Below are 19,429 nucleotides of genomic sequence, written 5' to 3'. Positions count from 1 at the left end.
TTTTTATTCACCCGCCCACCCCCTATATCTCCACCCCGGCTAATACACTCTTTCCCTACCCGCCGCTCTTCCGTTCTGGTGGGGGGGGACCGAGGGGGGGAGCGGGGCCGGGCGCGGATCGCGCCCGGCCCCGCTGAGGTTCACCAGCCCCGGGCGCGCCACTGGGGCAACGCGGGGCGTTCCGCGCCGAGCGTGCTGTCCTTGCCGTGGCCCGGATAGAACCAGGTCTCGTCGGGCAGCCGGTCGAAGAGCTTGTGCTCGACGTCGTCGATGAGCGCGGAGAACCGCTCCGGATCCTTGTCGGTGTTGCCGACTCCACCCGGGAAGAGGCTGTCGCCGGTGAACAGGTGCGGCGACCCCGCCGGGTCACGGTAGAGCAGCGCGATCGAGCCGGGGGTGTGCCCCTTGACGTGGATGATCTCCAGCGCACACTCGCCCACGGGCACGCTGTCGCCGTCGGCGAGCGTCCCGGCCTCGATCGGCAGCCCGGCGGCGTCGTCGGCGTGCACCAGGGGGCGGGCGCCGGTCTTGGCGACCACCTCCTCCAGCGCCACCCAGTGGTCCATGTGCTGGTGGGTGGTGACCACCGTGGCCAGCCCCGCGTCGCCGACCAGTTCGAGCAGCCGGGGCGCCTCGTTGGCGGCGTCGATCAGCACCTGCTCGCCGGTGGCCCGGCAGCGCAGCAGGTAGGCGTTGTTGTCCATCGGGCCCACCGACACCTTCGTGATGGTGAGCCGGTCGAGCTCGCGTACGGCCGGCGCGCCGCCGGGCGTGACGTCTCCGCTGTAGGTCATGAGGTCGTCTATATCCATTCCGGTGGTTGCGGCAGGGGGCCGTCGGGGGTGACGGTCAGCACGGTGCCCGGGCTGCGGCCGATCAGCCAGGCGGCGAGTTCGGGGGCGGCACCGGTGACCGTGGGCGCGGCGGCCCGGTCGCCGACGACCAGTTCGTGCCGGCTGCCGTCGAAGCGCAGCACCATCGGCGGCACGTCGGCGCGGCCGGCGAGGTCGGCGACCACCTCGTGCAGCAGCCGGTGGCCGAACGCCTCGGGCCAGTCGGCCGGCCGGTAGCCGGTGTCGAGGTCCACGTGGTGCACCTCGATCTCGCGCAGCCGGCCCCAGACCAGCATGGCCGCCGGCCAGGGGCCGCGCCGCGTCTGGACGGTGGCCGCCCACGCCTCGACCGGCATCGCGGCGACCGCCTCGGCGAACCGGACGGCCGATCGGCGCAGGTCGTCCAGGTGGGCGGCGGGCGGGCGGGCCGCCCCGGCCTCGATGTCGGCGTCCCGGGCCGCCGCGGAGGCGTACATCGGGATGGGTTCGCCGGTGCGGGCCGCGACGAGCAGGTTGACGAAGCCGTCGGCGTTGCGGGCCAGATGGGCCAGGACGTGCCCCCGGCTCCAGGCCGGCAGCAGCGAGGCGGCGGCGAGGCCGGTGTCGTCGAGGGCGGCCGCGGTCCGCAGCAGACGGTCCGTGGCCGCGTCCACCTCGCCCGTCAGCAGAAGCGGATCCGTGGTCACCCACCGACCCTATCCGCCGGGGGACTTCGCGTCGCCGGGGAAATCGCTTTCGGCGCGTCGCGGCGCGTCCTACCGTCGGCGTGGAACGCGGCACCGGACGGCGGGGAGGTGATGACCATGCCGGCAGCAGCACGCGTGCGTCAACCGCTCCGACACCGATGAGGATGCCATGACCATCGACCTGACCGCCCTCGGCTGGGATGCCGAGCGGGCGGCACACGTACCGCGACGAGGCGGGCACCGACCGGGCCGGGTGGCCCGGGTGGACCGCGGCGTCTGCACCGTGCTCTGCGCGGACGGCCCGGTCCGCGCCACCCTGGGCGGGGCGGTCCTGGCCGCCGCCGCCCGCGACCTGACCCGCCTGCCCTGCGCGGGGGACTGGGTGCTGCTGGGCACCTGGCCCGACCGCAACGTCACCGTGGAGGCGGTGCTGCCGAGGCGCACCGCCCTCGTCCGACGGACCGCCGGCAAGGACGCCAGCGGCCAGGTGCTGGCCGCCAACCTCGACGCCGCCGCCGTGGTGGAGCCCGTGCACCCCGAGCCGGACGTCGGCCGGATCGAACGGCTGCTCTCCCTGGCGCACGAGTCCGGCGCCCGGCCGCTGGTCGTGCTCACCAAGGCCGACCTGGCGGCCGACCCGGAGGCCGTCGCGCGCCAGCTCGCCGGGATCGCCCCCGGGGTGCCGGTGCTGGCCGTCAGCGCCGAGCACGGCACCGGGCTCGACCCGCTGCGCGCCGAGGTGGCGCCCGGCCGCACGCTCGGCCTGCTCGGCCCGTCCGGCGCGGGCAAGTCGAGCCTGGTCAACGCGCTGGCCGGGGCGGCGCTGATGCCGACGCAGGCGATCCGGCGCGTCGACGGCAAGGGCCGGCACACCACCACCTGGCGGGCGCTGCTCCCGGTGCCCGGCGGTGGCGCCGTGCTGGACACCCCGGGGGTACGGGCGGTCGGCCTGCTCGACGGCTCGGCGGGGCTGGACCGGGCGTTCGCGGACATCGCAGAGCTGGCCACCGGCTGCCGGTACGCCGACTGTGGGCACGACGGGGAGCCCGCCTGCGCGGTGCGCGAGGCGCTGGAGACCGGCGAGCTGCCGGCGCGGCGCTGGGAGAGCTGGCGCAAGCTCCAGCGGGAGCTGGCCTTCGAGAGCCGGCGGCGGGAGGTCCGGCTGGCCGCGCAGCGGCGCGGCGGCTGGCGCGCGGGCCGGCGGCGGGCGGCCCGCCCCTGACGCAGGTACGCACGGGCGGGACCGGTCGACGACCGGCCCCGCCCGTTTCTTCAGGGCCGGCTTCTTCGCCCGCTGCGGATCGGCTTCCTCGGGCGCGGCGACCCGCTTCCTCGGGCGCGGCGACCCGCTTCCTCGGGCGCTGCGGACCGGCTTCCTCGGGCGCGGCGGACCGGGCTGAGCTGGGGGAATGTGCCGACGAGGGAAGTTGTCGTACCTCGGGGCTAGAGTTGCCGAGGCGCCTTTCTGCGCGCCCACAACCACTCAGACAACCGCTCAGACCAGCCTTGGAGCGGACAATTTCTCCTCATCTTCTTCACCCGGGAGTACACGGACAGTGGCCGACCGACTGATCATCCGTGGCGCGCGCGAGCACAACCTGCGTGACGTCAGTCTCGACCTGCCCCGGGACGCCCTGATCGTGTTCACGGGGCTCTCCGGGTCGGGCAAGTCGAGCCTGGCCTTCGACACGATCTTCGCCGAGGGGCAGCGCCGCTACGTCGAGTCGCTGTCGTCGTACGCGCGGCAGTTCCTCGGCCAGATGGACAAGCCGGACGTCGACTTCATCGAGGGCCTGAGCCCGGCGGTCTCCATCGACCAGAAGTCCACCTCGCGCAACCCGCGCTCGACGGTGGGCACCATCACCGAGGTCTACGACTACCTCCGGCTGCTCTTCGCCCGCATCGGCGAGCCGCACTGCCCGGTCTGCGGCGAGCGGATCTCCCGGCAGACGCCGCAGCAGATCGTCGACCGGGTCCTCGCAATGACCGAGGGCACCAAGTTCATGGTGCTCTCGCCCGTGGTGCGCGGCCGCAAGGGCGAGTACGTCGACCTCTTCGCCGAGCTCCAGGCCAAGGGCTACGCGCGGGCCCGCGTCGACGGCGTGGTGCACCCGCTGACCGAGCCGCCGAAGCTGAAGAAGCAGGAGAAGCACACCATCGAGGTGGTGATCGACCGCCTCACCGTCAAGCCGAGCGCCAAGCAGCGGCTGACCGACTCGGTCGAGGCCGCCCTGGGCCTGTCCAACGGCCTCGTCCTGCTCGACTTCGTCGACCTGCCCGAGGACGATCCGGACCGCGAGCGGCGCTACTCCGAGCACCTGGCCTGCCCCAACGACCACCCGCTCGCGATCGAGGACCTGGAGCCCCGGGTCTTCTCCTTCAACGCGCCCTACGGCGCGTGCCCCGAGTGCACCGGCCTCGGCACCAAGAAGGAGGTCGACCCCGAGCTGCTCGTCCCCGACCCGGAGCGCACCCTGCGCGAGGGCGCGATCCAGCCCTGGTCGACCGGGCACAACCTGGAATACTTCCTGCGCCTGCTGGAGGCCCTCGGCGCGGCCGAGCACTTCGACGTCGACACGCCCTGGCGGGCCCTGCCGTCGCGGGCGCAGAAGACGATCCTGCACGGCTCCGACGACCAGGTGCACGTGCGCTACCGCAACAAGTTCGGCCGCGAGCGCTCCTACTACACCGGCTTCGAGGGCGTGGTGCAGTGGATCGAGCGCCGGCACACCGACACCGAGTCGGAGTGGTCGCGGGAGAAGTACGAGGGCTACATGCGCGACGTGCCCTGCGCGGCCTGCGGTGGCGCTCGGCTCAAGCCCGAGGTGCTCGCGGTCACCCTGGCCGGCAGGAGCATCGCCGAGGTCTGCAACCTCTCCGTCGGCGAGGCCGCCGACCTGCTCGCCGGCATCGAGCTGACCGACCGGCAGAAGATGATCGCCGAGCGGGTGCTCAAGGAGATCAACGCCCGGCTGAAGTTCCTGCTCGACGTCGGCCTCGACTACCTCTCCCTGGACCGCCCGGCCGGCACCCTCTCCGGCGGCGAGGCGCAGCGCATCCGGCTGGCCACCCAGATCGGCTCCGGCCTGGTCGGGGTGCTCTACGTCCTCGACGAGCCGTCGATCGGGCTGCACCAGCGCGACAACCACCGGCTGATCGAGACCCTGGTCCGGCTGCGCGGCCTGGGCAACACGCTGATCGTCGTCGAGCACGACGAGGACACGATCCGCACCGCCGACTGGATCGTCGACATCGGCCCGGGCGCGGGCGAGCACGGCGGCAAGATCGTGCACAGCGGCTCCGTGCCGGCGCTGCTGGAGAACCCGGAGTCGGTGACGGGGGCCTACCTGTCGGGCCGCCGCTCGATCCCGACGCCGCAGGGGCGCCGCGCCCAGACCCCGGACCGGGAGCTGGTGGTGCACGGCGCGCGCGAGCACAACCTGCGCAACCTGACCGTGTCGTTCCCGCTGGGCCAGCTCATCGCCGTCACCGGGGTCAGCGGCTCCGGCAAGTCGACGCTGGTCAACGACATCCTCTACGCGGTGCTGGCCAACCAGATCAACGGGGCCCGACTGGTGCCCGGCCGGCACACCCGGGTCTCCGGGCTGGAGCACGTCGACAAGGTGGTCGGCGTCGACCAGTCACCGATCGGCCGCACCCCGCGGTCCAACCCGGCCACCTACACCGGGGTCTGGGACCACGTCCGCAAGCTCTTCGCCGAGACCACCGAGGCCAAGGTCCGGGGCTACGGCCCCGGCCGGTTCTCGTTCAACGTCAAGGGCGGCCGCTGCGAGGCGTGCTCCGGCGACGGCACGATCAAGATCGAGATGAACTTCCTGCCCGACGTGTACGTCCCGTGTGAGGTCTGCAAGGGCGCCCGCTACAACCGGGAGACCCTGGAGGTGCACTACAAGGGCAAGACCGTCTCCGACGTGCTGGAGATGCCGATCGAGGAGGCGGCCGAGTTCTTCTCCGCCATCCCGGCCATCCATCGGCACCTCAAGACGCTTGTCGACGTCGGCCTCGGCTACGTCCGGCTCGGCCAGCCCGCGCCCACGCTCTCCGGCGGTGAGGCGCAGCGGGTCAAGCTCGCCTCCGAGTTGCAGAAGCGCTCGACCGGGCGGACGGTCTACGTCCTCGACGAGCCCACCACCGGCCTGCACTTCGAGGACATCCGCAAGCTGCTGATGGTGCTCGAGGGGCTGGTCGACAAGGGCAACACGGTGATCACCATCGAGCACAACCTCGACGTGGTCAAGACGGCCGACTGGCTGATCGACATGGGCCCCGAGGGCGGTCACCGGGGCGGCACGGTGCTCGCCACCGGCACCCCCGAGGAGGTCGCCGAGGTGCCCGGCAGCCACACCGGCCACTTCCTGCGCCAGGTGCTCAAGCTCGACGGCGACGCGAAGGGTGCGGCGGCGGCCACCTCCCGGGCGGCGAAGGCCAACGGCACCAAGGCCACGCGCCCCCGCAAGGCGCGGGCCGAGGCGCGCTGACGGCACGCTCCCCAGGTCGTGTGGGTGCGGTCGACCAGGCCGACGACCAGGGACGGCGCGATCGACACCAGCCCGGGCAGTCGCCCGGTCACGCCGTTCGGCCGCCGGCAGGGGACTGATCGCCGACGGGGCCATCCGGGGCGGGCCCACGGCCCACCCCGGGTGGCCCCTCGGTCGCCGATCCGGTGAACCGTCGGGCAGAGTGATCCGTGTACCCGAGTGTGGCCGCGGATCATGACCAGGCGGCGGCAGCCGAGAGAAGGGCGAGGCATGAGTGACGATCAGGGGCTGACCGGGCCGGCGACGCGGACGCGCCGCGCCCTCCTCACGGGCGCGGGCGCGGTCGGCGCGGCGGTGGTCCTGGCCGCCTGCGGCAGCGACGACTCCGGCGACGGGGCGGCCCCGACCAGCGGCGGCCCGCCGGTGCCCAGCACCGGTGACGCCGGCGGCGGCGACCGCCAGGGCGCGCAGTCGCTGGCCCGTACGGCCGACATCCCGGTCGGCGGCGGCACGGTCTATCCCGCCCAGGGTGTGGTGATCACCCAGCCGCGCGAGGGCGAGTTCAAGGGGTTCGACTCGATCTGCACCCACCAGGGCTGCCCGGTGACGAACGTCGACGGCGGCACCATCAACTGCACCTGCCACTTCAGCAAGTTCTCGATCGAGGACGGCTCGGTGAAGGGCGGCCCGGCCACCAAGCCGCTGCCGCCGAAGAACGTCAAGGTCACCGGCGACCAGATCTCGCTGGCCTGACCCGTCGGGTGCGGCCGGCGACCCGAACCGGGCCGCCGGCCCCGCTCAGTCCGCGGCGGCGCCCGCGTCGACCACCGACGGCCGCTCGCCCGCTGCCGGCCGCTCGCCCGCTGCCGGCCGCTCGCCCGCTGCCGGCCGCTCGCCCGTCGGCGGCGGCTCGCGCAGGGCGGCCGGCGGCAGGCTCCGCTCCAGCAGCAGGATGCCGGCGACGCCGACGGCGTTGAGCAGCGCCAGCACCAGCCAGGGCGCGGCGGTGTCGACCTCGTACAGGGTGCCGAAGAGGGCCGGCGCGACCATCGAGGCGAGGGCGAAGGAGTACTGGAAGGCCGCCAGGTAGCGGCCCCGGGCGGCGATCGGGGCGGCGGCCGCGGCCAGCGCGGCGGACGCCGGCGCGTGCACCAGTTCCGCGACGGTGAACAGCAGCGTCGCCGCGACCAGCAGCGCGGCCACCACGCCGAGGCGCCCCGGGCCGAGGGTCGCCATGGCGAGGCCCCAGAGCGTCCAGAGGGCGGCGGCCAGCGCGACCGCACGGGTGCGGCGGTGCCGCGGCAGGCGGGCGCCGACGGGCGCCGACAGCACGGCGACGAGGAACGCGTTGCCGGCCAGGACGGCGGAGGTCAGCCAGGCGGGGCCCCGCAGGTCCGTGAGCATCATCGTGGGCAGGGCCAGGCCGAGCATCATGGTGCTCAGCGCGAAGACGGTGTTCAGGCCGATGAGGGCGAGGAACGGACGGTCCCGCAGCAGCGTGGCGTACCCGCCCCGCCCGGATCCCGCCGGGCGGTCGGTGGCCGGCGGGATCCGCACCCGGGCGGCGATGAGCACCGCGGCGAGGGCGAAGCAGGCCGCCGCCGCGTAGGCCACCGCGCGGTAGGTGCCGGCCCGCCCGTCGGCCACCACCACGCCCGTGGTCAGGCCCCCCACCGCCAGGCCGGCGGTACGGGCGCCGTTGCTGATCGCGTACCAGGTGTCCCGGGCCCAGCCGCCCGGGCTGCCGTCGGCGTAGTCGGCGACCGCCGTGAAGACGGCGGACCAGAAGAACCGCACGCCGACGGCGACCAGCGCCGCCGCCACGAAGACGCCGACGGGCCCGCCCACCCAGGCGTACGCCAGATAGCCGGCGGCCTGGAGCAACTGGGAGGCGACGACCACGGGCAGCGCCCCGAACCGGTCCGCCAGCGATCCCGCCCACAGCGGCACCGGCAGGGTGAGCACGGTCGCCGCGCTGAGCAGCACCCCGAGCAGCGCCAGGGGCACGTCGGTGAGCCGCAGGAAGTACACCAGCGACAGAGGCAGGAAGAGCCCGTTGCCGACCGAGTCGACGGTGAGCGCCGCCACGAGGACGGCACCCCCTCGGCTGCGCCCCGCGGGATTCGCGCCCATGTTCCCGTGCTCCCCCCGTGTCGGCCGGCCAGGGGGCGGATGTTATCGGGGAGTGATTCCGGCGGCACCGGAGTTTCGGGTTGCCGGGGGCCGGCGGGCGGGGCGGGGCGGGGACGCGGCGTCCGGGAGCTGTCGGGGGCGCGGACTAGGCTTGCTGCCGTGGCTGACCCCTCGACCTACCGTCCCGCGCCCGGCACCATCCCGGAGTCACCGGGGGTCTACCGGTTCCGCGACGGCACCGGCCGGGTGATCTACGTCGGCAAGGCGAAGAACCTGCGCAGCCGGCTCAACTCCTACTTCGCCGACCTGTGGGGCCTGCACCAGCGCACCCAGCAGATGGTCACCACCGCGGAGTCGGTGGACTGGGTCACCGTCGGCACCGAGGTCGAGGCGCTCCAGCTCGAATACACCTGGATCAAGCAGTACGACCCGCGTTTCAACGTCCGCTACCGCGACGACAAGTCCTACCCCTACCTCGCGGTCACCGTCGACGAGGAGTTCCCCCGGTTGCAGGTGATGCGGGGCGCCAAGCGCAAGGGGGTGCGCTACTTCGGGCCCTACTCGCACGCCTGGGCGATCCGCGAGACGCTCGACCTGCTGCTGCGGGTCTTCCCGGCGCGCACCTGCTCGGCGGGGGTGTTCAAGCGCGCCGGCCAGGTGGGCCGCCCCTGCCTGCTGGGTTACATCGGCAAGTGTTCGGCCCCCTGCGTCGGCAGCGTCACCCCCGAGCGGCACCGGGAGATCGTCGACGGTTTCTGCGACTTCATGGGCGGCCGCACCGACACGATGGTGCGCCGGCTCGAACGGGAGATGACCGAGGCCAGCGAGCAGTTGGAGTTCGAGCGGGCGGCCCGGTTGCGCGACGACGTGGCCGCGCTGCGCCGGGCGATGGAGAAGCAGACAGTCGTGCTCGGCGACGGCACCGACGCCGACGTGGTCGCGTTCGCCGACGACCCCCTCGAAGCGGCCGTCCAGGTCTTCCACGTGCGCGACGGCCGGGTCCGTGGCCAGCGCGGCTGGGTGGTGGAGAAGACCGAGGAGCTCAGCACGGGCGACCTGGTGCACCACTTCTGCACCCAGGTCTACGGCGGCGAGCAGGGCGAGGCCGACGTGCCGCGCGAGCTGCTCGTGCCGGCGCTGCCCGCCGACGCCGACGCGCTGGCCGACTGGCTCTCCGGTCACCGGGGCAGCCGGGTGAGCCTGCGGGTGCCGCAGCGCGGCGACAAGCGGTCGCTGCTGGAGACGGTCGAGCGCAACGCCAAGGACGCCCTGGCCCGGCACAAGCTGCGCCGGGCCGGCGACCTGACCACCCGCAGCAAGGCGCTCGACGAGATCGCCGAGGCGCTCGACATGCGCACCTCGCCGTTGCGCATCGAGTGTTTCGACATCTCCCAGATGCAGGGCACCGACGTGGTGGCGAGCATGGTCGTCTTCGAGGACGGGCTGCCCCGCAAGAGCGAATACCGGCGCTTCATCATCCGGGGCGCCACCGACGACCTCTCCGCCATGTCCGAGGTGCTGCGCCGCCGCTTCGCGCGCTACCTCGACGCCCGCGCCGAGACTGGCGAGGCGGGCGTCGAGCCGGCCGACGACCCGGTCGCCCCGGCCGGGCAGCCCGCGCCCGGCGATCCCCACGAACCCGGCGGGTCCGGCGGGTCCGACGAGTCCGGCGGGTCCGACGGGTCCGACGAGTCCGGCGGGTCCGACGAGCGCGCCGTCGGCGTCCTGATCGACCCGACCACCGGACGCCCCCGCCGGTTCGCGTACCCGCCGCAGCTGGTGGTGGTCGACGGCGGCGCGCCGCAGGTCGCGGCGGCGGCCCAGGCGCTCGCGGAGCTGGGCGTCGACGACGTGGCGCTGTGCGGCCTGGCCAAGCGGCTGGAGGAGGTCTGGCTGCCCGACGACGAGTTCCCGGTCATCCTGCCGCGCACCTCGGAGGGGCTCTACCTGCTGCAACGGGTGCGCGACGAGGCGCACCGCTTCGCCATCACCTTCCACCGCCAGCGGCGCTCCAAGCGGATGACCGAGTCGGCGCTCGACAGGGTGCCCGGCCTGGGGGAGGTGCGGCGCAAGGCGCTGCTGCGGCACTTCGGCTCGCTCAAGCGGCTCTCCGCCGCCACCGTGGAGGAGATCACCGAGGTGCCCGGCGTGGGCCGGCGCACCGCCGAGGCGATCCTCGCCGCGCTGGGCGGCGAGGCGAAGGCCCCGGCGGCGGACTGACCGCGTCGGCCGGGCGGTGCGCGTCCGGCCGGCCGACGGCTACTCGGCCAGGACGGCCAGGATCTGCTCGCCGTACTTCGCGAGCTTGTTCTCGCCGACGCCGCTGACCGCGGACAGCTCGGCCAGCGACGTGGGCGCGTCGGTGGCGATCTGCCGCAGCGTGGCGTCGTGGAAGATCACGTACGCCGGGACGCCCTGCTCCTTGGCGGTGGCCCCCCGCCAGGCGCGCAGCCGCTCGAAGACCCCGGCGGCGGTCGGGGACAACTCGGCGACGACGGTGGCCGCCCCGCGTGGCTTCGCCGACCGGGACGAGGTGACCTTCTCCGGCTCGCGGCGCATCATCACCGTGCGGCGGCGGCCCAGCACCTCCGCGCTGGCCTCCGTGAGGGCCAGCGTGCCGTAGTCGCCCTCGACGGCCAGCAGCCCCTCGGCCAGCAGCTGCCGCACCACGCCGCGCCACTCGGCCTCGCGCAGCTCGCCGCCGATGCCGAAGACGGTCAGGGAGTCGTGGCCGTACTGGGTGACCTTGTCGGTGGTGCGGCCGAGCAGGATGTCGACGCAGTGCCCCGCACCGAAGCGCTGGTTGCGTTCCCGGTCGAGCCGGAAGATGGTGGAGAGCAGCTTCTGGGCCGCGACGGTGCCGTCCCAGGACTCCGGCGGGCTGAGGCAGGTGTCGCAGTTGCCGCAGGCGGCGGTCGCCTTCTCGCCGAAGTAGTCGAGCAGTTGGCCGCGCCGGCAGCGGACCGTCTCGCAGAGGGCGAGCATCGCGTCGAGGTGGGCGGCGAGGTTGCGCCGGTGGGCGAGGTCCCCGTCGGAGGTCTCGATCATCTTGCGCTGCTGCACCACGTCCTGGAGCCCGTACGCCAGCCAGGCGGTCGACGGCAGCCCGTCGCGCCCGGCGCGGCCGGTCTCCTGGTAGTAGCCCTCGACCGACTTGGGCAGGTCCAGGTGGGCGACGAAGCGGACGTCGGGCTTGTCGATGCCCATGCCGAACGCGATGGTCGCCACCATCACCAGGCCGTCCTCGCGCAGGAAGCGCTGCTGGTTGCGCGCGCGGGTCGCCGCGTCCAGGCCGGCGTGGTAGGGCAGCGCGGCGACGCCGTTGGCGGTGAGGAACTCCGCCGTCTTGTCCACCGAGGCGCGCGACAGGCAGTAGACGATGCCCGCGTCGCCGGGGTGCTCGTCGCGCAGCAGGCTCAGTAACTGCTTGCGCGGCTCGCGCTTGGGCACGATCCGGTACTGGATGTTGGGCCGGTCGAAGCTCGCCACGAAGTGCCGGGCGTCGGTGAGCTTGAGCCGGGTCGCGATCTCGTCGCGGGTCGCGCTGGTGGCGGTGGCGGTGAGCGCGATGCGGGGCACGTCGGGCCAGCGCTCGTGCAGCATCGACAGGGCGAGGTAGTCGGGGCGGAAGTCGTGCCCCCACTGCGACACGCAGTGCGCCTCGTCGATGGCGAACAGGGCGATCCTGCCCCGGTCGAGCAGCTGCTGCACCCCGCGGGTGCCCAACGCCTCCGGGGCGAGGTAGAGCAGGTCCAGCTCGCCGCCGACGAACGCCCGCTCCACCACGCGGCGGGCGTCGAGATCCTGGGTCGAGTTGAGGAAGCCGGCCCGCACACCGACCGCCGTCAGCGTGTCGACCTGGTCCTGCATGAGCGCGATCAGCGGGGAGACCACCACCGCCACGCCGTCGCGGACCAGCGCGGGGATCTGGTAGCACAGCGACTTGCCGCCGCCGGTGGGCATCAGCACCAGCGCGTCGCCGCCGGCCACCACGTGGTCGATCACCTCCTGCTGGAAGCCACGGAAGGCGTCGTAGCCGAAGACCCGGCGCAGCACCTCCAGGGCGTCGGCGGAGCGCAGGTCGGTGGGGGAAGCCATCCGGGGATTCTACGAACCTCCCCCGACAGCCGGCGGACCCGAGCGGGCGGGTCGCGGATCAGGGCGTACCGCCGGACCGGAGCGTCGCGGTCCGGCGGTCCTCCGGGTCGCTCAGTCGGGCTGGGCGGAACGCTTGGCCAGGCCGCGCGGCGGGGCCTTCATCCCGACCACGATGTCGACGATCTCGAGGTAGCGGGCCTTGTTGCCCATCCGGAACGCCGTGGCCGCCGCGTTGATCTCCTCCAGGGTGTCCGCCTCGACCATGGTCACCTGGTCGTAGCGGCCGTTGACCCCGGTGCAGACCACGTGGGTGAGCTGCTTGGCGAAGCGGCCCAGGTCGCGGGCGTGCTCGGCGGAGACCTCGTGGATGCCCTCCCGGCCCAGGGCGAAGTACTCCGGGTTGATCCTCATGAACAGGAAGCCGACGTATTTGTTCTTCTCCGCCAGATCGTGCATCCCGCCTCCCAGAAACCAGTCGCCACCTGTGGCGATAACGTGCAGCGTATGGACGTTGACTGATCGTCATCATGGGGTCCGCCTGTCGGGAGCACGACCCTCGCGTCCAGGTCCGACCCTCCGCCGGGGCGGACGCCACCACGGCGGCGGCCAGGGACGTGCCGGCAACGCGCGGGTGGTGCGGGATAGAGTCGCTGATTGACCACGCGCGGCCGGGGGTGCCGGCCGCGGCGCCACGGCTTGGGGGTAGTGGGTGAGCGAGGCGCGTACGGCCGAGGAACGGGGCGAGACGGTGACCGGGCAGCAGACACCGGCGGAGTCGGACACCACCCTGGTGGTGGTCACCGGGCTCTCCGGCGGCGGCCGCAGCACGGTGGCGAGGGCGTTGGAGAACGTCGGGTTCTACGTGGTGGACAACCTGCCGCAGGCACTCATGCTCGACATGGCCGAGCTGGCGTTCAAGGCGGGCGGGGCGGCCCGGCGTACGGCGATGGTGCTGGACGTGCGCTCGCGCGCCTTCTCCACTGACCTGGCGGGGGCGATCCGGGAGCTGAAGGAGCGCGGCTTCTCGCCCCGGGTGGTCTTCGTCGACGCCGACGACGAGGTGCTGATCCGGCGGTTCGAGAGCGTCCGGCGTTCGCACCCCTTGCAGGGCGACGGGCGGCTCGCCGACGGCATCGCGGTCGAGCGCGGCCTGCTGGAGGAGGCCCGCGACCAGGCCGACGTGATCATCGACACCAGCCACCTCAACGTCAACCAGCTGCGTCGCCGCGTCGAGGAGCTCTTCGGCGGCGAGGACGCCCGCCGGCTGCGGGTCACCGTGCTCTCCTTCGGCTTCAAGTACGGCCTGCCGCCGGACGCCGATTTCGTGCTCGACGCCCGCTTCCTGCCGAACCCGTACTGGGTGCCGGAACTGCGCGAGCACACCGGCCGGGAGGAGGCGGTCAGCTCGTACGTGCTGGGGCAGGAGGGCGCGGACGCCTTCGTCGGGTCGTACGCCGACCTGGTCAACGCGACCACCGTCGGCTTCGAGCGGGAGGGCAAGCGCTACCTGACGGTGGCGGTCGGCTGCACCGGCGGCAAGCACCGCAGCGTGGCCATCGCCGAGGAGCTGGCCGCCCGGCTGCGCCACTCCGGTCTGGCCGCGAACGCGCAGCACCGCGACCTGGGGCGCGAGTGACGGCGACGCGTGTGGTCGCCTTCGGCGGCGGGCACGGCCTGTCCGCCTCGCTACGCGCCCTGCGCCGCTGCGCCCCCGAGCTGGACCTCGACATCACGGCGGTGGTCACCGTCGGCGACGACGGTGGCTCGAGCGGCCGGCTGCGGGCCGAGCGGGGCGGCCTGCCCCCGGGCGACCTGCGGCAGGCGCTGGTCGCGCTGGCCGGGGACCATCCGGCCACCCGGCGCAGCGCCAAGCTCTTCCAACACCGCTACGCCGAGGTGCCGCCCGCCGGCGGCCCGGCTCCCGCCGGGGGCGGAACGGCGGGGCGCCTTCCGGTCTCCGGTACCGGGCGGACCCCTTCCGGCCCGGGGCCGGCCGGGGTCGCCGGAGGTGCGGCCGGCGGGGTCGCCGGAGGACGCGCGGGTGCCGGTGCGGCCGGGCGGGCGGGCCCCGAGGCCGGCGGGCTGGCCGGGCACGCGGTGGGCAACCTGGTGCTCTGCGGGCTGATGGAGCTGCTCGGCGACCCGGTGGCCGCCCTGGAGCACGCCGGCGCGATGCTCGGCGCGGTCGGCCGGGTGCTGCCGATGTCGTGCGAGCCGGTGGGGATCGAGGCGCGGGTACGCGGCGCCGACCCGAGCCGGCCGGCCGAGGTGCGCACGATCACGGGCCAGCACCAGGTCGCGGTGACCACCGGCCGGGTGGAGTCGTTGCGGCTCACCCCGGCCGCGCCGGAGGCCTGCCCGCAGGCGGTCGCCGCGATCGGCGCGGCCGACTGGCTGATCTTCGGGCCGGGCAGCTGGTACACGAGCGTGCTGCCGCACCTGCTGGTGCCGCAGCTCGCCGCCGCGATCGTCGCCAGCCCGGCGCGGCGGCTCGTCACGCTGAACCTCGCCGCCGAGAAGGAGACCTCCGGGCTCTCCCAGGCTGACCATCTGGCCGCGCTGCGCTCGTACCTGCCGGAGCTGAGGGTCGACCGTGTGGTCGCCGATTCCAAGGCGGCGGGTGACCCCGAACCGGTCGAACGTGCGGCAGAATCGCTGGGTGCCCGCCTGGTCCTCGCTCCCGTCGCGGTCACCGACGGCACTCCCCGTCATGATCCGGCCGCCCTGGGCGCCGCACTGGTGCCTGTCCTGGGCGCCGATCGTTAGACACGTACGTAATCTCCGGCGACACGCCGGAACAGGTCCGTGAGGGGACGCACAATGGCGATGACGGCTGCGGTCAAGGACGAGCTGAGTCGGGTCGACGTGCCCAAGCCCTGCTGCCGGCGGGCGGAGATGGCGGCGCTGCTGCGCTTCGCCGGCGGGCTGCACATCGTCTCCGGTCGGGTCGTGGTGGAGGCCGAACTCGACACGGGGGCGGTGGCCCGGCGGCTGCGACGGGAGATCGCGGAGGTCTACGGCTATCCGAGTGAGATCCACGTGCTCGCGTCCGGTGGCCTGCGCAAGGGCAGCCACTTCATCGTGCGGGTGGTCAAGGACGGTGAGGCCCTCGCGCGGCAGACCGGGCTGCTCGACGTGCGCGGACGTCCGGTGCGGGGGCTGCCGCCGCACGTCGTCGCCGCGAACGTCTGCTGCGCGGTGTCGGCCTGGCGCGGCGCGTTCATGGCGCACGGCTCGCTGACCGAGCCGGGCCGCTCCAGCGCGCTGGAGATCACCTGCCCGGGCCCGGAGTCCGCGCTGGCCCTGGTGGGCGCGGCCCGGCGGATCGGCATCACCGCCAAGAACCGCGAGGTGCGCGGCGTGGACCGGGTGGTGGTCAAGGACGGTGACGCGATCGCCGCGCTGCTCACCCGCATCGGTGCCCACTCCAGCGTGCTGGCCTGGGAGGAGCGCCGGGTGCGCCGCGAGGTGCGGGCCACCGCCAACCGGCTGGCCAACTTCGACGACGCCAACCTGCGCCGCTCGGCGCGGGCCGCGGTCGCCGCCGCCGCCCGGGTGACCCGGGCGCTGGAGATCCTCGCGGAGGACGCGCCCAACCACCTCACCTCCGCCGGCCGGCTGCGCCTGGAGCACCGGCAGGCCTCGTTGGAGGAGCTGGGCGCGCTGGCCGATCCGCCGCTGACCAAGGACGCGATCGCCGGCCGGATCCGCCGGCTGTTGGCGCTGGCCGACAAGCGGGCCCGGGACCTGGGCATCCCGGATACGGAAGCGGCAGTCACACCCGACATGCTCGTGGTCTGATAGGACAGTGCGGGTCGGCGGCGCCGGTGGGGTCACCACCCGGCGCTGCACTGCGCCGCACGCTCGGATAAGGTCGCTGCGTACGGCAAGGGGGCCGGCACAGGCACTCCTCGCCGTGCACACCGCCTCCGGCGGTCAGGTCCTTCGAGACCGCGGCGGGGTGGCCGAGATGAACCGTCAACGGCCGGCTCGAACGGTCGGCGCACACACCTCCGCCGGCCCGGGTCTTACGCCGGCGGACCAGAACGCAAGGAGATGGGACCTGTGACCATCCGGGTTGGCATCAACGGCTTCGGCCGGATCGGCCGCAACTTCTTCCGGGCAGTGCTGGCGTCCGGCGCTGACATCGAGGTCGTGGCGGTCAACGACCTGACCGACAACGCGACGCTCGCCCACCTGCTCAAGTACGACAGCATCCTGGGTCGCCTGCCGCACGAGGTGAAGGCCACCGCCGACGAGATCACCGTGGGCGGCAAGACCATCAAGGCGTACGCCGAGAAGGACCCGTCGAAGCTGCCGTGGGGCGACGCCGGCGTGGACGTGGTCATCGAGTCCACCGGCTTCTTCACCGACGCCACCAAGGCGAAGGCGCACGTCGACGGCGGGGCCAAGAAGGTCATCATCTCCGCCCCGGCGAAGAACGAGGACGTCACGGTCGTCATGGGCGTCAACCACGACCAGTACGACCCGGCCAAGCACACCATCATCTCGAACGCCTCCTGCACCACCAACTGCCTGGCGCCGATGGCGAAGGTCCTGCACGACACGTTCGGCATCCAGCACGGCCTGATGACGACGATCCACGCGTACACCCAGGACCAGAACCTCCAGGACGCGCCGCACTCCGACCTGCGTCGGGCCCGCGCCGCCGCCCTGAACATCGTGCCGACCTCGACCGGCGCGGCGAAGGCGATCGGCCTGGTGCTGCCGGAGCTGAAGGGCAAGCTGGACGGCTACGCGCTGCGCGTGCCGATCCCGACCGGCTCGGCCACCGACCTCACCGTCGACGTCGCCCGGGAGACCACGGTGGACGAGGTCAACGCCGCGCTGAAGGCCGCCGCCGAGGGCCCGCTCAAGGGCATCCTGGTCTACAACGAGGACCCGATCGTCTCCTCGGACATCGTCACCGACCCGGCGTCGTGCATCTTCGACGCGCCGCTGACCAAGGTCGTCGGCAACCAGGTCAAGGTCGTCGGCTGGTACGACAACGAGTGGGGCTACTCGAACCGCCTGGTCGACCTGGTCAAGCTGGTCGGCCAGTCCCTGTGACGAAGCCGACGGTCACGAACGGAGGCCTGGCCTAAGTGAGCATCCGTACCCTCGACGACCTGCTCGCCGAGGGGGTGTCGGGTCGGCGCGTGCTGGTGCGCGCCGACCTGAACGTCCCGCTCGACAAGCAGACCGGTGACATCACCGACGACGGCCGGATCCGCGCCGTGCTGCCGACGCTGAGCGCCCTCACCGGCGCCGGCGCCAAGGTGGTCGTCTGCTCGCACCTGGGCCGCCCGAAGGGCGCGCCGGACCCGCAGTTCAGCCTGCGCCCCGTCGCCGGGCGGCTCGGGGAGCTGCTCGGCGCGCGGGTGCACTTCGCCACCGACACCGTCGGCGAGTCCGCCCGCTCCACCGTGGACGCGCTCGCCGACGGCGAGGTCGCGCTGCTGGAGAACCTGCGTTTCAACAAGGGTGAGACCAGCAAGGACGACACCGAGCGGGGCGCCTTCGCCGACGAGCTCGCCGCCTTCGGCGACGCGTACGTCGACGACGCGTTCGGCGCGGTGCACCGCAAGCACGCCAGCGTCCACGACGTGCCGGCCCGGCTGCCGCACGTCGCGGGCCGGCTGGTGCTGCGCGAGGTGGAGGTCCTGTCCCGGCTGACCGGTGAGCCGGAGCGCCCGTACGTCGTGGTGCTCGGCGGTTCGAAGGTCTCCGACAAGCTGGCGGTGATCGAGGCGCTGCTGCCGTCGGTCGACCGGCTGCTCATCGGCGGCGGGATGTGCTTCACCTTCCTCAAGGCGCAGGGTCACGAGGTGGGCTCCTCGCTGCTGGAGGAGGAGATGGTCGAGACCTGCCGCAGCCTGCTGGAGCGCTCTGAGGGCAAGATCATGCTCCCGGTCGACGTGGTGGCCGCGGACGCGTTCGCCCCGGACGCCGCGCACGACACCGTGCCGGCCGACGGCATCCCCAGCAAGCGGGTCGGGCTCGACATCGGGCCGGAGACGGTCGCCGGCTTCGCCGCCGCCCTCAAGGGCGCGCGGACGATCTTCTGGAACGGCCCCATGGGCGTGTTCGAGATGCCGGCGTTCGCCCACGGCACCCGCGGGATCGCCGAGACCATCGCCAAGAGCGAGGCGTTCACCGTCGTCGGTGGCGGTGACTCCGCCGCCGCGGTGCGGGCGCTCGGGCTGGACGAGTCGTCCTTCGGGCACATCTCCACCGGCGGTGGCGCCTCCCTGGAATACCTGGAGGGCAAGACCCTCCCCGGCATCGCGGCCCTGGAGAACTGATGGCGAGCGTCACCCGCCGGCCCCTGATGGCCGGCAACTGGAAGATGAACTGCAACCACCTCGAGGCCAACCTGCTGGTGCAGAAGCTGGCGGCCAGCCTCACCGAGAAGCAGCTCACCGACGTCGAGACGGTGGTCCTGCCGCCGTTCACCGACCTGCGTACGGTGCAGACCGCCGTCGACGGCGACAAGCTGCTCATCGGCTACGGCGCGCAGGACCTCTCGCCGTACGCGTCGGGGGCCTACACCGGGGAGATCTCCGGCCCGATGCTGGCGAAGCTGGGCTGCACCTACGTGGCGATCGGGCACTCGGAGCGGCGGGCCTACCACCACGAGGACGACGCGCTCGTCAACGCCAAGGTGCAGGCGGCGCTGACCCACGGGCTCACCCCGATCCTCTGCGTGGGGGAGGGGCTGGACGTCCGCGAGCAGGGCACCCACGTGGCGCACTGCAGCGAGCAGCTCGACGGCGCCCTGAAGGGGCTCACCGCCGAGCAGGTGGAGAAGGTCGTGGTGGCGTACGAGCCGGTCTGGGCGATCGGCACGGGCAAGACGGCCACCCCGGAGGACGCCCAGGAGGTGTGCGGCGCGGTCCGTCAGCGCCTGGCGGAGTCCTTCGGCCAGGACACCGCCGACAAGGTCCGGGTCCTCTACGGCGGGTCGGTCAAGTCGTCGAACGTCGCGGCGATCATGGCTCAGCCGGACGTCGACGGGGCGCTCGTGGGCGGCGCGAGCCTGGACGCCGAGGAGTTCGCGAAGATCTGCCGGTTCCCGGAGCACATCTCCCGCTGATCGCTCGCTATCCTTGACTCCGCCCGTCCGTCGGTCGGTGCCACCGTGCCCGATCTGCCCGGGCGAGGATCGTAACGAGAGGAC

15 protein-coding genes are annotated in these 19,429 nt (G+C 73.2%); 10 read left to right on the top strand and 5 right to left on the bottom strand.

The genetic code is table 11. The annotated features are described in order from the left end of the window. Window positions 1–140 precede the first annotated feature (140 nt). Window positions 141–794, bottom strand: a complete 654-nt coding sequence (locus tag ABZ573_RS27965) for an MBL fold metallo-hydrolase (protein ID WP_358121996.1) — start codon at window positions 792–794, stop codon at window positions 141–143. 8 nt (window positions 795–802) lie between these two features. Next, window positions 803–1,519, bottom strand: a complete 717-nt coding sequence (locus ABZ573_RS27960) for a maleylpyruvate isomerase family mycothiol-dependent enzyme (protein WP_151456974.1) — start codon at window positions 1,517–1,519, stop codon at window positions 803–805. 169 nt (window positions 1,520–1,688) lie between these two features. Between ABZ573_RS27960 and rsgA the strand changes: the two genes are divergently transcribed. The 3 genes from rsgA to ABZ573_RS27945 all read left to right on the top strand — a co-directional run bounded on the left by rsgA (window position 1,689) and on the right by ABZ573_RS27945 (window position 6,771). Beyond that, window positions 1,689–2,741 (top strand): ribosome small subunit-dependent GTPase A, encoded by a 1,053-nt coding sequence (rsgA, locus tag ABZ573_RS27955; RefSeq protein ID WP_311414601.1) that lies wholly within the window; start codon window positions 1,689–1,691, stop codon window positions 2,739–2,741. Window positions 2,742–3,075: 334 nt separating this feature from the next. Then, window positions 3,076–6,018, top strand: coding sequence for an excinuclease ABC subunit UvrA (gene uvrA / locus ABZ573_RS27950; RefSeq protein ID WP_358121993.1), 2,943 nt, complete (start codon window positions 3,076–3,078; stop codon window positions 6,016–6,018). Window positions 6,019–6,288: 270 nt separating this feature from the next. After that, complete coding sequence (locus tag ABZ573_RS27945; protein WP_327029059.1) at window positions 6,289–6,771, top strand: Rieske (2Fe-2S) protein; 483 nt, start codon at window positions 6,289–6,291, stop codon at window positions 6,769–6,771. 45 nt (window positions 6,772–6,816) lie between these two features. Here the strand turns inward: ABZ573_RS27945 and ABZ573_RS27940 are convergent, their stop codons facing one another. Continuing rightward, window positions 6,817–8,151 carry an MFS transporter gene (locus ABZ573_RS27940; protein WP_358121991.1) on the bottom strand — a complete coding sequence of 445 codons (1,335 nt, stop codon included), beginning with the start codon at window positions 8,149–8,151 and terminating at the stop codon, window positions 6,817–6,819. A 159-nt stretch (window positions 8,152–8,310) separates the two neighbouring features. On the opposite strand from ABZ573_RS27940, the gene uvrC reads away from it, so the two are divergent. Then, a complete protein-coding gene (gene uvrC / locus ABZ573_RS27935) occupies window positions 8,311–10,371 on the top strand; it encodes an excinuclease ABC subunit UvrC (protein ID WP_358121989.1) in 2,061 nt (686 codons plus the stop codon). 39 nt (window positions 10,372–10,410) lie between these two features. Here uvrC and recQ read toward each other — a convergent pair whose 3' ends face one another. Together recQ and ABZ573_RS27925 are read right to left on the bottom strand one after the other, a co-directional pair. Next, window positions 10,411–12,249, bottom strand: coding sequence for a DNA helicase RecQ (gene recQ / locus ABZ573_RS27930; protein ID WP_358121987.1), 1,839 nt, complete (start codon window positions 12,247–12,249; stop codon window positions 10,411–10,413). Between the two features lie 111 nt (window positions 12,250–12,360). Further along, window positions 12,361–12,705, bottom strand: a complete 345-nt coding sequence (locus ABZ573_RS27925; RefSeq protein WP_358121985.1) for a hypothetical protein — start codon at window positions 12,703–12,705, stop codon at window positions 12,361–12,363. 292 nt (window positions 12,706–12,997) lie between these two features. Between ABZ573_RS27925 and rapZ the strand changes: the two genes are divergently transcribed. The 6 genes from rapZ to tpiA all read left to right on the top strand — a co-directional run bounded on the left by rapZ (window position 12,998) and on the right by tpiA (window position 19,345). Then, window positions 12,998–13,885 (top strand): RNase adapter RapZ, encoded by an 888-nt coding sequence (gene rapZ, locus ABZ573_RS27920; protein ID WP_151453375.1) that lies wholly within the window; start codon window positions 12,998–13,000, stop codon window positions 13,883–13,885. Further along, window positions 13,882–15,015 carry a 2-phospho-L-lactate transferase CofD family protein gene (locus ABZ573_RS27915; RefSeq protein WP_358121983.1) on the top strand — a complete coding sequence of 378 codons (1,134 nt, stop codon included), beginning with the start codon at window positions 13,882–13,884 and terminating at the stop codon, window positions 15,013–15,015. The genes rapZ and ABZ573_RS27915 overlap by 4 nt, the downstream gene beginning before the upstream one ends. A 54-nt stretch (window positions 15,016–15,069) precedes the next feature. Continuing rightward, the gene (gene whiA / locus ABZ573_RS27910) at window positions 15,070–16,050 is read left to right on the top strand and encodes a DNA-binding protein WhiA (protein ID WP_088999356.1); all 981 of its coding nucleotides are present in this window, start codon (window positions 15,070–15,072) and stop codon (window positions 16,048–16,050) included. Between the two features lie 264 nt (window positions 16,051–16,314). Continuing rightward, the gene (gene gap / locus ABZ573_RS27905) at window positions 16,315–17,319 is read left to right on the top strand and encodes a type I glyceraldehyde-3-phosphate dehydrogenase (protein ID WP_151453343.1); all 1,005 of its coding nucleotides are present in this window, start codon (window positions 16,315–16,317) and stop codon (window positions 17,317–17,319) included. A 35-nt stretch (window positions 17,320–17,354) separates the two neighbouring features. Next, window positions 17,355–18,554 (top strand): phosphoglycerate kinase, encoded by a 1,200-nt coding sequence (locus ABZ573_RS27900; protein ID WP_151453344.1) that lies wholly within the window; start codon window positions 17,355–17,357, stop codon window positions 18,552–18,554. Beyond that, window positions 18,554–19,345 carry a triose-phosphate isomerase gene (gene tpiA / locus ABZ573_RS27895; protein WP_151453345.1) on the top strand — a complete coding sequence of 264 codons (792 nt, stop codon included), beginning with the start codon at window positions 18,554–18,556 and terminating at the stop codon, window positions 19,343–19,345. Before ABZ573_RS27900 ends, tpiA begins: the two co-directional genes overlap by 1 nt. Window positions 19,346–19,429 lie beyond the last annotated feature (84 nt).

This window comes from Micromonospora sp. NPDC007220, from assembly GCF_040634035.1.
GTDB classification, from domain to species: Bacteria; Actinomycetota; Actinomycetes; order Mycobacteriales; family Micromonosporaceae; genus Micromonospora; species Micromonospora reichwaldensis.
Note: the sequence above shows the minus strand (reverse complement) of the source record. Positions and strands in the feature narration are given on the sequence as shown.

What these genes read in the sequence shown, in the direction of transcription:
- ABZ573_RS27965 (WP_358121996.1), bottom strand. Translation starts at nt 794, where the DNA reads ATGACCTACAGCGGAGACGTCACGCCCGGCGGCGCGCCGGCCGTACGC.
- ABZ573_RS27940 (WP_358121991.1), bottom strand. Translation starts at nt 8,151, where the DNA reads ATGGGCGCGAATCCCGCGGGGCGCAGCCGAGGGGGTGCCGTCCTCGTG.
- ABZ573_RS27925 (WP_358121985.1), bottom strand. Translation starts at nt 12,705, where the DNA reads ATGCACGATCTGGCGGAGAAGAACAAATACGTCGGCTTCCTGTTCATG.
- ABZ573_RS27945 (WP_327029059.1), top strand. Translation starts at nt 6,289, where the DNA reads ATGAGTGACGATCAGGGGCTGACCGGGCCGGCGACGCGGACGCGCCGC.
- whiA (WP_088999356.1), top strand. Translation starts at nt 15,070, where the DNA reads ATGGCGATGACGGCTGCGGTCAAGGACGAGCTGAGTCGGGTCGACGTG.
- rsgA (WP_311414601.1), top strand. Translation starts at nt 1,689, where the DNA reads ATGACCATCGACCTGACCGCCCTCGGCTGGGATGCCGAGCGGGCGGCA.
- recQ (WP_358121987.1), bottom strand. Translation starts at nt 12,249, where the DNA reads ATGGCTTCCCCCACCGACCTGCGCTCCGCCGACGCCCTGGAGGTGCTG.
- tpiA (WP_151453345.1), top strand. Translation starts at nt 18,554, where the DNA reads ATGGCGAGCGTCACCCGCCGGCCCCTGATGGCCGGCAACTGGAAGATG.